Annotated in this window: 10 protein-coding genes; 3 read left to right on the top strand and 7 right to left on the bottom strand. The window is 63.7% G+C overall.

All coding sequences use genetic code 11. From position 1 onward, the window contains the following. Positions 1-198 precede the first annotated feature (198 nt). On the top strand, positions 199-3,204 hold the full coding sequence (locus BG61_RS20830; RefSeq protein ID WP_035924857.1) for an ESPR-type extended signal peptide-containing protein: 3,006 nt from the start codon (positions 199-201) through the stop codon (positions 3,202-3,204). 76 nt (positions 3,205-3,280) lie between these two features. Here the strand turns inward: BG61_RS20830 and BG61_RS20825 are convergent, their stop codons facing one another. After that, entirely contained in the window at positions 3,281-6,871 is a 3,591-nt protein-coding gene (locus tag BG61_RS20825) for an indolepyruvate ferredoxin oxidoreductase family protein (protein ID WP_035924854.1), read from the bottom strand. A gap of 348 nt (positions 6,872-7,219) precedes the next feature. On the opposite strand from BG61_RS20825, the gene BG61_RS20820 reads away from it, so the two are divergent. Then, positions 7,220-7,432 (top strand): hypothetical protein, encoded by a 213-nt coding sequence (locus BG61_RS20820; protein ID WP_035924852.1) that lies wholly within the window; start codon positions 7,220-7,222, stop codon positions 7,430-7,432. Between the two features lie 143 nt (positions 7,433-7,575). Here BG61_RS20820 and hppD read toward each other — a convergent pair whose 3' ends face one another. After that, positions 7,576-8,679, bottom strand: a complete 1,104-nt coding sequence (gene hppD / locus BG61_RS20815; protein WP_035924850.1) for a 4-hydroxyphenylpyruvate dioxygenase — start codon at positions 8,677-8,679, stop codon at positions 7,576-7,578. Positions 8,680-8,815: 136 nt separating this feature from the next. Between hppD and BG61_RS20810 the strand changes: the two genes are divergently transcribed. Continuing rightward, positions 8,816-9,319: an Lrp/AsnC family transcriptional regulator gene (locus tag BG61_RS20810; protein WP_035924849.1), complete on the top strand. Its 504-nt coding sequence runs from the start codon at positions 8,816-8,818 to the stop codon at positions 9,317-9,319. Between the two features lie 100 nt (positions 9,320-9,419). Here the strand turns inward: BG61_RS20810 and BG61_RS20805 are convergent, their stop codons facing one another. The 5 genes from BG61_RS20805 to paaD all read right to left on the bottom strand — a co-directional run bounded on the left by BG61_RS20805 (position 9,420) and on the right by paaD (position 13,488). Beyond that, positions 9,420-10,082 (bottom strand): GNAT family N-acetyltransferase, encoded by a 663-nt coding sequence (locus BG61_RS20805; RefSeq protein ID WP_370818003.1) that lies wholly within the window; start codon positions 10,080-10,082, stop codon positions 9,420-9,422. Between the two features lie 220 nt (positions 10,083-10,302). After that, on the bottom strand, positions 10,303-10,908 hold the full coding sequence (locus BG61_RS20800; RefSeq protein WP_035924847.1) for a TetR/AcrR family transcriptional regulator: 606 nt from the start codon (positions 10,906-10,908) through the stop codon (positions 10,303-10,305). Positions 10,909-10,934: 26 nt separating this feature from the next. Then, positions 10,935-11,750, bottom strand: a complete 816-nt coding sequence (locus tag BG61_RS20795) for a DUF1835 domain-containing protein (protein ID WP_035924844.1) — start codon at positions 11,748-11,750, stop codon at positions 10,935-10,937. Between the two features lie 81 nt (positions 11,751-11,831). Next, positions 11,832-12,920: a 1,2-phenylacetyl-CoA epoxidase subunit PaaE gene (gene paaE / locus BG61_RS20790; RefSeq protein WP_035924841.1), complete on the bottom strand. Its 1,089-nt coding sequence runs from the start codon at positions 12,918-12,920 to the stop codon at positions 11,832-11,834. Between the two features lie 13 nt (positions 12,921-12,933). Next, positions 12,934-13,488: a 1,2-phenylacetyl-CoA epoxidase subunit PaaD gene (gene paaD / locus BG61_RS20785; protein WP_035924839.1), complete on the bottom strand. Its 555-nt coding sequence runs from the start codon at positions 13,486-13,488 to the stop codon at positions 12,934-12,936. Positions 13,489-13,519 lie beyond the last annotated feature (31 nt).

Raw genomic sequence — 13,519 nt, 5'->3', positions numbered from 1 at the left:
CGATTAAGCGCATGTGATTTTTTATCAATTGAACATTTAGCAACACCTCTTTCAATTCAGACAATTCTAGTTAAATCCATTAGCCACCCTGAGTAAGTTTCTCGATCGCTTGGTTTAAAGCTTTTGACGGACTGACTTCGCAGTCGCACCGTGCTTGCGCCATGCGTTTTCTTGCAAACTCTCGGTGGGTATTTGGTCATGAACAAGATCTATAAATCGGTATGGAATGAACCGCTGGGCGCATGGGTCGCGGTGTCGGAGCATGGGCGGGCGCGGGGCAAGCGCAGTGGGCGGGTGGTAAAGATGGCGCTGGTTGGAGCGACCCTCGCCGCTGTGGCAGCCGGCGCTTCGGCAGGCGGCCTGGACGGAGGTGTTGCATCGGGCAGCTCTTCAATCGCAATTGGGGCGAATTCGGCCACAGGCGGAACGGACGGCATCGCGATCGGCGATACAGTAAAAAGCACGCAGAACGACGGCATTTCCATCGGCTCGCAGATCACAAACGACGCGGTGAATTCCCTGGTCATATCGAGCAACGGGTCGACTCTGGACGCTGCATCGAGTCAGACGGTGTTTCTCGCACCGAATGGTGGATCGGTGAACAACTCCGCCAATTCGTTCGCGTTCAATCCGTACGGCGGTACGGGCACGTCGAATTCGAACGATTCCATCAATCTGGGCGGTGTCGTTACGAACGCCGCCAATGGCGTCGCGCTGGGAGCGAAGTCGACGGTGACCGCCACCAACTCGGTGGCGCTTGGCGCCGGTTCGGTCGCAAGCACGGCAAACACCGTTTCGGTTGGAAGTGCATCGCAGCAGCGCCAGGTCACCTACGTGCAGGCGGGCAACCTGAGCGCCAGCAGCACGGATGCCGTCAACGGCTCGCAACTCTTCGCGACCAACAACAACGTCGCCGCTCTTACGACGAAGGTGAACAACTTCCAGAGCGGCAGCAAATACCTTGCCGCGAATGACGCCGCCAGCAGCACCGACGGCGCATCGGCCACCGGCGTCGGCAGCATCGCGATCGGCGGCAACGCAGTGGCGGACTCGACGGGTGGCACGGATGCTGCAATTGCCATTGGTTCCGACTCCCGAGCCATGGTCGCTCGCGCGACAGCGATCGGCCCGGGCGCCACGGCAAGCGCCAATAACGCCGTCGCCATCGGCACCTACTCGATCGCCGACCGCGCGAACAGCGTCTCCGTCGGCACGGCATCGGCACAACGCCAGATCGTCAATGTCGCGGCGGGCACGCAGGACACGGACGTCGCGAACATCGCCCAGCTGAAGAGCACGGGGCTGAAGCTCGACGCGGCCGGCAAGGCGACCAACGCGCTCGTCGCCTACGACGACACGAGCCTCGACAAGGCCACGCTCGGCGGCACGGCCGGCACGACGATCACGAACCTGAAGGCAGGCGCGCTGAGCGCGTCGAGCACGGACGCGGTCAATGGTTCGCAACTTTTCGCGACCAACCAGACCGTGGCCCAGACCGCCACGCAATTGCAGAACGTGACGTCGTTGCTCGGCGGCGGCGCCGCGATCAAGGGCGACGGCACGGTTCAGGCGCCTGCGTACCAGGCGAACGGCGGCACGCATAACGACGTGGGCTCGGCGGTTGCGGCGCTCGACAGCGGTTTGCAGGATCGTGTGAAGTACGACACCTCGGCGCACGACAAGGTGACGTTTGGCGTCGCCAACGCGCCTGTTGCGCTCGCGAACGTCAAGGCCGGTGCGCTGAATGCGTCGAGCACGGATGCCGTCAACGGCGCGCAACTGTTCGATACGAACCAGAGCCTCGCAACGACGAACGCGAATCTCGCAACGACGAACACCAACCTTGCGGCGCTCTCAGCCGACGCCGTCAAGTACGACACCTCCGCGCACGATCTGATCACGCTCGGCAGCGTCGGCACGCCGGTCGCGCTGACGAACGTGAAGGCTGGCGCGCTCAGCGCATCGAGCACCGACGCCGTCAACGGCTCGCAACTCTTCGACACGAACCAGAAGGTCGCGAAGAACACGACGGACATCAGCAACCTGACCACCACTGTCAACACCTGGACGAACGACGTCGCGACTGGCCAGGTCGGCCTCGTACGTCAGGATCTGGCGACGCGCATCATCACGGTGGGCGGCCAGACCGACGGCGGCACGGTCAACGTGGCGGGCACTTCGGGGCCGCGCGTCGTCACCGGCGTGGCGAACGGCGCCGTGAATGCCGCGAGCAACGACGCGATCAACGGGTCGCAACTGTTCAACGCATCGTCGACCATTGCGGCCGCGCTCGGCGGCGGGGCAGGCGTGGATGCGAACGGCGGCGTGACCGCGCCGTCGTACTCCGTCGGCGGAACGAAGGTGAACAACGTCGGCGCGGCCATCGAGAACCTCGACGGGCGCGTGACGAAGAACACCAGCGACATCGCGGCGCTGCAAGGCGATCTGAAGAGCGTCTCGGAAGTGGCATCGAATGCTGTCGCGTATGACTCTCCCGAGCACGACAAGGTGACGCTCGGCGGCCCCACGCCGGCGGACGGCAACGCTCCCAAGGCGGTTCAGCTGACCAACGTGAAGGACGGCGAGTTGTCGGCCACCAGCACGGACGCCGTCACCGGCCGCCAGTTGAACGCCACCAATAATCGGCTGGACGAATACGCGAGCGTCGTGAACCACTTCCAGAGTTCCGGCGTGGACTACGTCGCCGTCAATTCGACCAACGCGCCGCTGCCGGTCGCGAAGGGCACGGATGCCGTCGCGATCGGCGCAAATGCGCAGGCGAACGGCAACAACTCGGTGGCGCTCGGGGCGAATTCGGTGGCGGATCAGGCCAATACCGTCTCGGTGGGGTCGGCGGGCCATGAGCGGCGAGTGACGAACGTGGCGCCCGGCACGCGTGGCACCGACGCCGCCAACATCAACCAGCTCAACGCCTTGCGCAACGACCTCGGCGCGAACATGACGACGTTGCAACGCAGCGCCTTCGCGGGTGTCGCATCGGCGATGGCGATGCCGAACCTCACTCCGCGCGAGGCGGGCAAGACCGTCGTCGCGCTGGGTGTGGGCAACTACAAGGGCTACAGCGCGTTCGGCGTCGGCGGAACGTACCGCTCGCGCGACGGCGCGTGGCTGATCAACGGCGCATTTTCGTCGACCGGCCACGGTGACACGGGCCTGCGCGCCCAGGTCGGCTACGAGTTCTAAACCCGGCTGAACGGGCCGAAAAAAAGGCGATCCGGAACTGCGGATCGCCCTTTTTACTTCCTCCCGCACACGTGGCTCACGCCACCTGACGCGACTCCCCGCTTGGACCTTCGCGCCACTTCGCGAGCAGCGTGTTCCACTTCGTCCTGGCCGCGCGCACGTTGTTGTCCTTCACGTGGCCATAACCGCGCATCGAGTCGGGCAGGCTCGCCAGTTCGATCGCGAGCGCGAGCTTCTGCGGCGTCAGACCGCCGATCAGCTCCTTCACCAGCGCTTCGTACTCGACGATCAACGCGCGCTCCATCCTGCGCTCTTCCGTCTTGCCGAACACGTCGAACGCCGTGCCGCGCAGGAACTTCATCTTCGCGAGCACGCGCATCGCGGGCAGGACCCACGGGCCGTACTGCTTCTTGACGAAGTGCCCGTTCGCGTCCTTTTTCGAGAACGCCGGCGGCGCGAGGTGGAACTTGACCTTCCAGTCGCCTTCGAAGCTGCCCTTCAGCTTCTCCACGAAAGCCGGATCGGCGTAAAGGCGCGCGACTTCGTACTCGTCCTTGTAGGCCATCAGCTTGTGCAGGTTCCGGGCAACGGCTTCCGACAGCGGATACTGTCCGTCCGACGGGCCGATTTCCGCTTCCGCCGTGCGCACCTGCGCGACGAGGCGTCCGTAGCGCGCCGCATACGCTTCGTTCTGGTAGTCGGCGAGATATTTGAGACGCTTGTCGATCAGCGTGTCGAGCGCCTTCGGCGTGTGCAGCGCGATGATCTTGCTCGTGCCGTCCTGCGCCGCGCTTTTCCCCTGCGAATTCACGATACGGCGCACGGCCTCCGGATCGTGCGCGGCACGGCGGCCCCATTCGAACGCCGCCAGGTTCTTCTCGACCTGCACCGCATTCAATTCGATCGCACGCACGAGCGACTCATGGCGCAACGGCACCCAGCCGCGCTGCCACGCGAAGCCGAGGACGAACGGGTTCGTGTAGATCGCGTCGCCGAGCAGCGCCACGGCGCACTGGTTCGCATCGACAAGCGCGACGTGCTCGCCCGCGGCAGCGCGAATGTCGGCTTCCGCGCTCGCGCCCGGGAAGCGCCAGTTCGGGTTCTTGATGAACTCGGCGGTCGGCGTCTGCGCGCTGTTCACGACGACGCGCGTATGGTCCGGCTGCATCCGCGAGCCGCATTCGTCGCTGGCCGTCACGATCGCGTCGCAGCCGATCACGAGATCCGCCTCACCCATCGCGATGCGCGTCGCGTGGATGTCTGCCGGCTTGTTCGCGATCTGCACGTGGCTCATCACGGCGCCGCCTTTCTGCGCGAGGCCGGTGACGTCGAGCACGGTCACGCCCTTTTGTTCCAGATGCGACGCCATGCCGAGCAGCGCGCCGATCGTCACGACGCCCGTTCCGCCGACGCCCGTCACGAGCACGCCGTACGGACGGTTGATCGGCGGCAGTTCGGGCTCCGGCACCGGCGGCATCGCGTCGCCCGCGACAGCCGATACCTTCGGCTTCTTCAACTGGCCGCCCTCGACCGTCACGAAGCTCGGGCAGAAGCCGTTCAGGCACGAATAGTCCTTGTTGCACGTCGACTGGTTGATCTGGCGCTTCGTGCCGTATTCGGTATCGAGCGGCTCGACCGACAGGCAGTTCGACTTCACCGAACAATCGCCGCAGCCTTCACACACCGCCTCGTTGATGACGACGCGTTTCGCCGGATCAGGGTACGCGCCGCGTTTGCGGCGGCGCCGCTTTTCGGTCGCGCAGGTCTGGTCGTAGATCAGGATCGTCGTGCCGGAAATCTCGCGAAGCTGGCGCTGGATTTCGTCGAGCTTGTCGCGGTGATGCACGTCGATGCCCGGCGCGAGGCCGACGTTCGCCGAGTACTTCTCGGGCTCGTCGGTGACGATCACGATCCTGCTCGCGCCTTCGGCCGCGAGCTGATGCGTGATCTGCGGCACGGTGAGCACGCCGTCGACCGGCTGGCCGCCCGTCATCGCGACGGCGTCGTTGTAGAGAATCTTGTACGTGATGTTCGCTTTCGACGCGATCGCCGCGCGAATCGCGAGCAGGCCCGAGTGGAAGTACGTGCCGTCGCCGAGGTTGGCGAACACGTGCTTGTCGTTGGTGAACGGCGCCTGGCCGATCCACGCGACGCCTTCGCCGCCCATCTGGCTGAACGTGCTCGTGCTGCGGTCCATCCACACGGTCATGTAGTGGCAGCCGATGCCCGCCATCGCGCGCGAGCCTTCCGGCACGTTCGTCGACGTATTGTGCGGACAGCCCGAGCAGAACCACGGTTTGCGCTCGGCTTCGACGCGCGGCTTCGCGAGCGCGCGCTCCTTCGCTTCGATCACCGCGATGCGCGCTGCGATGCCCGCGCGCACTTCCGCGGGGAGGTCGAGCTTGTCGAGGCGCGTGGCGATCGCCTTCGCGATGATCGCCGGCGACAGTTCATAGTGCGCCGGCAGGAGCCAGTTGCCCATCGGCACCGACCATTCGCCGCCCGCGCCGTCCTTTTCGTCGAACTTGCCGTACACGCGCGGACGTTGCGCATCCGGCCAGTTGTACAGTTCTTCCTTGATCGCGTATTCGAGAATCTGGCGCTTTTCCTCGACGACCAGAATCTCCTCCAGCCCGTGCGCGAACGAATGCGCGCCCTGCGCTTCGAGCGGCCAGACGCAGCCCACCTTGTAGAGGCGAATTCCGATGCGCGCGCAGGTTTCGTCGTCGAGACCGAGGTCCGCGAGCGCCTGGCGCACGTCGAGATAGGCCTTGCCCGCGGTCATGATGCCGAAACGCGCGTTCGGCGAATCGATTTCGATGCGATCCAGCTTGTTTGCGCGCACGTAGGCGAGCGCCGCGTACCACTTGTAGTCGAGCAGACGCGCTTCCTGAACGAGCGGCGGATCGGGCCAGCGGATGTTCAGCCCGCCTTCGGGCATCGCGAAGTCGGTCGGAATGACGATTTTCGTGCGATGCGGATCGATGTCCACCGACGCCGACGATTCCACCACGTCGGTCACGCATTTCATCGCGACCCAGAGGCCGGAGTAGCGGCTCATCGCCCAGCCGTGCAGGCCGAAGTCGAGATATTCCTGCACGTTCGACGGAAACAGCACCGGCAGGCCGCACGCCTTGAAGATGTGCTCCGACTGGTGCGCGAGCGTCGAGGATTTCGCGGCGTGATCGTCGCCGGCGAGCACCAGCACGCCGCCGTGCGGCGCGGAACCGGCCGAGTTGCCATGCTTGAAGACGTCGCCGGAGCGGTCGACGCCCGGGCCCTTGCCGTACCACATCGAGAACACGCCGTCGTATTTGGCGCTCGGGTACAGGTTGACCTGCTGCGAGCCCCAGACAGCCGTGGCGGCGAGGTCCTCGTTCACGCCCGGCTGGAAGACGACCTGATGCGCGGCGAGATGCTTCTTCGCCTTCCAGAGCGACTGGTCGAGACCGCCGAGGGGGGAACCGCGATAGCCGGAGATGAAGCCGGCGGTGTTGAGCCCGGCAGCCTGATCGCGTTCCTGCTGCAGCATCGGCAGGCGTACCAGCGCCTGGATGCCGCTCATGTACGCACGGCCGCGTTCGAGCGTGTATTTGTCGTCGAGCGTGACGGATTTCAGAGCGGCTTCTAGCGAAGCTCTTTGCTCTGCGTCTAGCGGGGCATTCATTGTGTGTAGTCCTCCATCCAGTTTGGGATCGCCAAAGCATGCATCGGGCCTGAGCATCTTGTGGACGCCTCGGCCGGGATTGTGAGTGTGACCAGTTTAACCAACTAAAGGCAGTGGGAAAAACCCGTTAAAAATCCGTAATAGGTACAGTTTATGTCGCCTTGTTGACGACTTCGCGTGGTTTTGCGCACGGATGTTACGAGTCGTAAAAATGACCGGTGCAGGGAACCGGCCGTGGCGCGCCTGTCTAACCTCCCGCTTGCGCAATTTCGCGTACCGTTTTTGGAGTCGCGCTCGATCGGCAAGGCTGGCAGTACCCATGCAGCACGCAGTTAGAAGGAGAAAACGATGAAGCAACGTCATGTCCAGAATTTCCTGCTCGTTTCGGCAGCATTTTTCGCGATGTCCGCGCCGATGCGCGGCAACACCGCGAGCGCGCCGCAAGTGAGCGCACCGCCCGCCCAGCGGGTGGCACAGGTCCGCTTGCAGGCCGGCTCGCAGGCCGAGGAAGTCCGCGCTGAGAAGCGTGCGTCGCGGTCCGACGACGAGTCGGCCGCCTGATTCGCGGCTGGCCGGTCCGCTGCATCCGCAGTGGATCGGTGGTCCGTCAACATTGGCGGGGAGAAGAAAGTCCATACGGACAAAGGGCGAGGATCATTCGGATCCTCGCCCTTTTTTCATGTCACGCGCGGAAGAACCGCCTGTCAGCTCGCTGTCGGGTCCTTCAATACGCCGCGGCGCATCTGATCCAGTTCGATCGATTCGAAAAGCGCCTTGAAGTTGCCTTCACCGAAGCCCTGATTGCCCTTGCGCTGAATGATCTCGAAGAAGATCGGCCCGATCTGGTTCTCGGTGAAGATCTGCAGCAGGATTTCGTCCGCGTCGCCGTCGATCAGGATCTTGCGCTTCTTGAGCTCAGCCACCGATTCGCCGTGATTCGCCACGCGGCGGTCGACCAATTCGTAATAGGTGTCGATGGTATCGAGCAGCGCGATCTTCGCATCGCGCAGGTTGTCGACCGTGCGATAGATATCGTCCGTGCCGAGCGCGATGTGCTGGATGCCCTCGCCATGGTAGGCGTCGAGATATTCCTGAATCTGGCCCGCCGTCTCCGAACCTTCCTCGTTGATCGGAATGCGGATCTTGCCGCACGGCGAGGTCATCGCCTTCGACTTCACCGACGTCACCTTGCCTTCGATGTCGAAATAGCGCACTTCCCGGAAGTTGAAGAGGCGCTCGTAGAACTCCGCCCATTCGACCATGCGGCCGCGATGCACGTTGTGCGTCAGGTGGTCGATATAGGTGAGGCCGTTGCCGACCGGGTTCTGATTGGCGCCGGGAATCGGTTCGAAATCGACGTCGTAGATGCTGATATCGCCGATCGCGCCCGCCTCGGCGCCGTTCTTGCCGCGCCAGCGGTCGACGAAATAGATCAGCGAATCGCCGATGCCCTTGATCGCCGGGATGTTCAGCTCCATCGGGCCGGTCTTGTTGTCGAAGCCCCAGGCGCCGAGTTCGAGCGCGCGCTGGTAGGCCTTGCCCGCGTCGGCGACGCGAAACGCGATCGCGCAGATCGACGGGCCGTGCAGGCGCGCGAAGCGCTGCGCGAACGAATCCGGCTCGGCGTTGATGATGAAGTTGATTTCGCCCTGACGGTACAGCGTCACGTTCTTGTGCCGGTGACGTGCGATCGCCGTGAAGCCCATCTGTTCGAACAGCTTGCCGAGCGCGACCGGATCGGGCGCCGTGTATTCGATGAATTCGAAGCCGTCGGTGCCGACGGGGTTTTCCCAGCCCTTGAACGTCATGTCTGTCTCCTGGCGCATCCGCCGAAATATTGAAACAAGTTTAGTCAAACGGGCACGGCGAAAACTTGCGAAATAAATCGCCAATCAATAGCATTGCGCACGTTGCTGCTCTAATCGGATAAAGCGGAGACAGAAAATGGCCGACATTGAACTCGACGCGATCGACCGGAAAATTCTTGCCATCCTTCAGGAGAATGGCCGGCTGTCGAATCAGGAGATCGCGGATCGCGTGAGTTTGTCGCCGAGTCCGTGCCTGAGGCGCATTCGGCGGCTGGAGGAGAGCGGCGTGATTCGCGGCTACGTCGCGCTGCTCGATCCGCAGAAGCTCGGGCTCGGGCTGCTCGCGTACGTGAACGTGCGGCTGGAAAAGCGGGGCGGGACGCCGATGTCGGCAGGCTCACCGAACCCGCCGACCCACGCCGACCTGTTCCGCGAGGCGGTGCGGGGATGGCCGGAAGTCGTCGCCTGCGACGCAATGACGGGCGACATGGATTATCTGCTGCGCGTCCTGGTGGAAGACATGACGCATTTTTCGCGCTTCGTGCAGGATCAGCTGCTGCACCATCCGTCGGTGATCGACGTGAAAACCAGCTTTTCGCTGGAGCGCATCAAGGAAACGACGGCGCTGCCGCTTCGGTGACCGGACGCGCGCTCAAAAGAAGAAGGGCGGTCGTGGCCGCCCTTTTCTTGTCCTAGTCCCGCTCGCAGCGCCAACTCCGCGCTGACTTGCCCGCATTCACTCATGCAGCATCGGCGGTGGGCATGAACGCCTCGAACATCCGGGAAGTGCGGCACGCCTGACGCTTGATCGCGTAGTCGAACACGGCGGCCTGCTCCTGCAGCATTTCCGCGATCAGGCTCGTCTGGTCCGCGGGCGCAAGCGACAGATAGGCGTCGGCTTCGCCGTACGCGTATTCGATCTTCATGCCCGCCTTCTTCGCGATGTGCATCATCGTGGCGTTGCGCGACAGGCAGTGAATATAGAGCGTCGACACCTGTGTGTTGCGGCTGCGGATCGCGGCGCGCTCGAAGAGCTTCGTGCCGATGCCGCGGCCGCGCGCGCTTTCGAGCACCGACACGCCGTACTCGGCCGTGCGCTTGTCGCCTTCGGCCGGCAGGTACGCCAGATGGCCGACACCGACGAGCAGCAACTGGTCGTCGAAGACGCCGAACACGGTGTCGTGGGCGAAATCGATGTTGCCCACGTAGTTCTCGATCACGTGATCAGGCACGATCTGGCCGAAGCGCAGCAGGCGGTCGTCTTCGTCGAGCGCGAGGAAGTGCGCCAGCAGACGATCACGGTCGCCCGAGGACAGCTCGCGAACGAGAACCGGCGATCGACCGGTGTCCGGCAGCGGACGGCCAGCTGCGACGATCGGCGAGGCTAAGCGGTTGAAAGACATGTTCACGGTGGGTTCTCCTGGATTCGTCATGCGTGCTGCATAGCAAAACGAATTTTACCCGATCGGGCAAATCGGTGTACGGGAAAACCCTTAAAACGGCCCCGAGGTGCAGTTCTAAAAGACCACTAAAAAGATGTAAAACGTATATAAATCAATGATATGTAGACTGTGTCTCAAAACAACATTCACTCCGCGATGCGGCGTGCTGTCGCGCAGCAAATCAGGCGTCCCCGTTCATGCCGTGCTCGATCACGTCCACCACCTGCTCCGCAAACTCCCTGTATCCGAGCTTTCCGCCGGGCTTGAGCCAGGTGAACGTCCAGTTGATCATGCCGAAGACCATCATCGTCAGCGCGGTCTGGTTTTCCTTCGTTGCGCGCTTCGGATAGGCGCGCGCCAGTTGCCTCGCGAATGCGGCCACGATGTCGCGTTGCCGGTCGAGCACGATTTCGCGCTGGGTGTCCTCGAGATACTTCACGTCGTTGAGCAGCGCGACGTGGCGGCTGTGCGACGTCTCGTACTCGGTCAGAAACGCGCGCACCAGTTCCGCGAACGCTTCGCGCTCGCTTAGCCCGCGCCGCTGGCTCGAGCCCTCCACCTCGGCGATGATCAGCATCAGCCGTTTGGTGTAGCGGTCGAGCAGGTCGAAGAGAATCGCTTCCTTGCTCTCGTAGTAGTGGTAAAGGCGCGCTTTCGAGGTGCCGCTCGCGGCGGCGAGATCCGCCATCGACGTGCTCGGGTAGCTGGTCTGCGCAAATTTTGCGGCGGCGAGTTCGAGAATCTGCTCGCGTTGGGAATCGTGGTCGGGCGCTCTTGTTCGGGCCATTGATCGGAAAGTTCGATGCGGTGATGTTAGTGGGGTGAGCGGCGCAATTCGGCGTCGACGATGTCGCCGGGTTCGCCGCGAAGTTTAAGGCGGCCGGCAATTGCTAGTTCACGGCAGCGCCAGAACGCGATCGAGTCGCTCAGCATGAAGCCGAAGCTCGCGCCCATCACGCGGCCGACGATCCTGCGTGCCGCCTGCCATTCGGTGGTGAGGAGCTCGAGGATCGCGTCGTCGATGTCCGCATAGCTGCCGGACACGATCATGTTGTCGCGCCACCGGCGCGTCTCGGCATTCATGTGCTTCGCTTCCTGCCATTCGAGCGCGAGCCGCCCGATGCGCAGCACCGAAATGGGCGCGGCGCTCGGGAGTTTCGCCAGCAGTTCCTCGGCGGTGAACATGCCGACCGCCGTCACGCCGTCTTCGCGTCCGCGGCGCTGCTTGTTGCCGTCCGAGCCGGTGACGAACGGCAGATCGCGCTCCGACAGTTGTGCCTCGTTCACCCGCTGCGGCGTATTGCGCAGATGATAGGCGACACGGCGCAGCGTCAGCTGGTCGGCGGCGCTCTGGCCGTGCCAGATGACGACCTGCGCCTCGTCGCGCACGAGGCTGTCGACGAGCGCTTCCTGGCTTTCGAATTGAGCCTCGAAGTCGATGGTGTGGCTGGCGAGCACGTGATGCCAGAACGCGGCGCGCGTCTGCGGCGCGTCGTCGACGCCGTTGAGCGGGCCGAACGCGAGATCGTCCTTCAGCGCGACCACGCGATCGTTCTGGTCCGCGAGGTGCAAGGCCTCGCGCAGTGTGTCGGCGGCGTGATCGCCGTTGGTGACGTGAATGGTGCTCATCGATGAGTGATGCCCGAAAAACAAAGAGACCGCTCGAAGCGAGCGGTCCCTAGTTTAAGCGAATGCCCCGCTGCTCAGCACTCAACGTTCGTCGTAGCTCACCACCACGCGATCGCTCACCGGGTGGCACTGGCACGTGAGCACGAAGCCGTCGTCGATCTCGTGCTGCTCGAGCGTGTAGTTCTTTTCCATCTTCACTTCGCCTTCAAGCACCTTCGCGCGGCAGGTGCAGCACACGCCGCCCTTGCACGCGTACGGCAGCGCGAGTCCGGCCTTCAGCCCGACATCGAGCACGCTCACGCCGACATAGGGCAGACGCAGCTTGCGCTTCTTGCCGTCGATGATCAGTTCGAGGTCGGCCGCCGGCGTGTCCTCGGTGATTTCGACCGGCGGCACGCCTGCCTGCGGCAGCGGCGTGCCGAAACGCTCGACGTGCACCTTTTCGGGCGCGAGGCCGGCCGCTTTCAGCGCGCCTTCCGCGGCGTCCATCATCGGCGCGGGGCCGCAGATGAATGCTTCGTCGATCTCGTCCGGGGGCAGCAGCGATTCGAGAAACGCCGCGCACTTCGCCTGATCGAGCACGCCGTTGAAAAGCTCGACGTCCTGCAGATCGTCCGACAGCACGTGATACAGCGAAAACCGGCTCATGAAGCGGTTCTTCAGATCTTCGAGTTCCTCGGCGAACATGATCGCGTCGACGCTGCGGTTGCCGTAGACGAGCGTGAAGCGGCTGGTCGGCTCCATTTCGAGCGTCGTCTTGATGATCGCGAGCACCGGCGTGATGCCCGAGCCGCCCGAAAACGCGACGTAGTGTTTCGCGTGATCGGCGTTCAGGTGGGTGAAGAAGCGGCCGTCGGGCGTCATCACTTCGATCTCGTGGCCCGGCTTGAGCGTGTCGAAGGCGAAATTCGAGAACCGGCCGCCGCGCACGCGCTTGATGCCGATGCGCAGTTCGCCATCGCGGTCGTAATCCGTCACGCCCACGCAGATCGAGTACGAGCGGCGCGTTTCCTCTCCGTCGATATGCGTCTTGAGCGTCACGAACTGGCCCTGCGTGAAGCGGAACGCGTCGCGCAGGTCGGGCGGAACATCGAACGAGACGGTGACGGCATCAGCGGTTTCTGGCCGTACCTCGCGGATACGCAGCGGATGGAATTGCGGAGTCGCCATGATTCGGGTCGTCTCAGTATGGTTTGAAGTAGTCGAACGGCTCGCGGCAATCGATGCAGCGATACAGCGCCTTGCACGCCGTCGAGCCGAACTGCGCGAGCCGCTCGGTGTGCGGCGAGCCGCAACGCGGGCAGGCGGGCTGGTCGACCGGCTTCTTCAGCGCGCGTGGCACGAAGCGGATGGTCTTTTCCTGCGGAGCGGCGGCGTTGCCGCAATTGCCGGTCGGCGGCGCGATGCCGTACTTGCGCAGCTTTTCGCGGGCCTCGGTGGTCATCCAGTCCGTGGTCCAGGCGGGCGCGAGCACCGTGGCGATGCGATGCGGTCCGATGTCGGCGCGCTTGAGCGCGTCCTCGATGTCCTCGGCGATCTGCGACATCGCGGGGCATCCGGAGTAGGTCGGCGTGATCACGACTTCGATGACGTCATCGGCGGCGCGGCGCACGTCCCGCAGGATGCCCAGTTCGCGGATCGACACGACCGGGATTTCCGGGTCCGGAACGCTTTCAAGCACTTCCCAGGCACGTTCGAGCGTGGCGTCGGCGGTCGTCATGGCGTGTGCGGTCATCATTTGGGTTACCAGGTCGCGCCAGGATGCTGGC

The sequence above is a fragment of the Caballeronia glathei genome (assembly GCF_000698595.1).
GTDB classification, from domain to species: domain Bacteria; phylum Pseudomonadota; class Gammaproteobacteria; order Burkholderiales; family Burkholderiaceae; genus Caballeronia; species Caballeronia glathei.
Note: the sequence above shows the minus strand (reverse complement) of the source record. Positions and strands in the feature narration are given on the sequence as shown.

What these genes read in the sequence shown, in the direction of transcription:
- BG61_RS20830 (WP_035924857.1), top strand. Translation starts at nt 199, where the DNA reads ATGAACAAGATCTATAAATCGGTATGGAATGAACCGCTGGGCGCATGG.
- BG61_RS20825 (WP_035924854.1), bottom strand. Translation starts at nt 6,871, where the DNA reads ATGAATGCCCCGCTAGACGCAGAGCAAAGAGCTTCGCTAGAAGCCGCT.
- BG61_RS20820 (WP_035924852.1), top strand. Translation starts at nt 7,220, where the DNA reads ATGAAGCAACGTCATGTCCAGAATTTCCTGCTCGTTTCGGCAGCATTT.
- hppD (WP_035924850.1), bottom strand. Translation starts at nt 8,679, where the DNA reads ATGACGTTCAAGGGCTGGGAAAACCCCGTCGGCACCGACGGCTTCGAA.
- BG61_RS20810 (WP_035924849.1), top strand. Translation starts at nt 8,816, where the DNA reads ATGGCCGACATTGAACTCGACGCGATCGACCGGAAAATTCTTGCCATC.
- BG61_RS20805 (WP_370818003.1), bottom strand. Translation starts at nt 10,082, where the DNA reads ATGTCTTTCAACCGCTTAGCCTCGCCGATCGTCGCAGCTGGCCGTCCG.
- BG61_RS20800 (WP_035924847.1), bottom strand. Translation starts at nt 10,908, where the DNA reads ATGGCCCGAACAAGAGCGCCCGACCACGATTCCCAACGCGAGCAGATT.
- BG61_RS20795 (WP_035924844.1), bottom strand. Translation starts at nt 11,750, where the DNA reads ATGAGCACCATTCACGTCACCAACGGCGATCACGCCGCCGACACACTG.
- paaE (WP_035924841.1), bottom strand. Translation starts at nt 12,920, where the DNA reads ATGGCGACTCCGCAATTCCATCCGCTGCGTATCCGCGAGGTACGGCCA.
- paaD (WP_035924839.1), bottom strand. Translation starts at nt 13,488, where the DNA reads ATGATGACCGCACACGCCATGACGACCGCCGACGCCACGCTCGAACGT.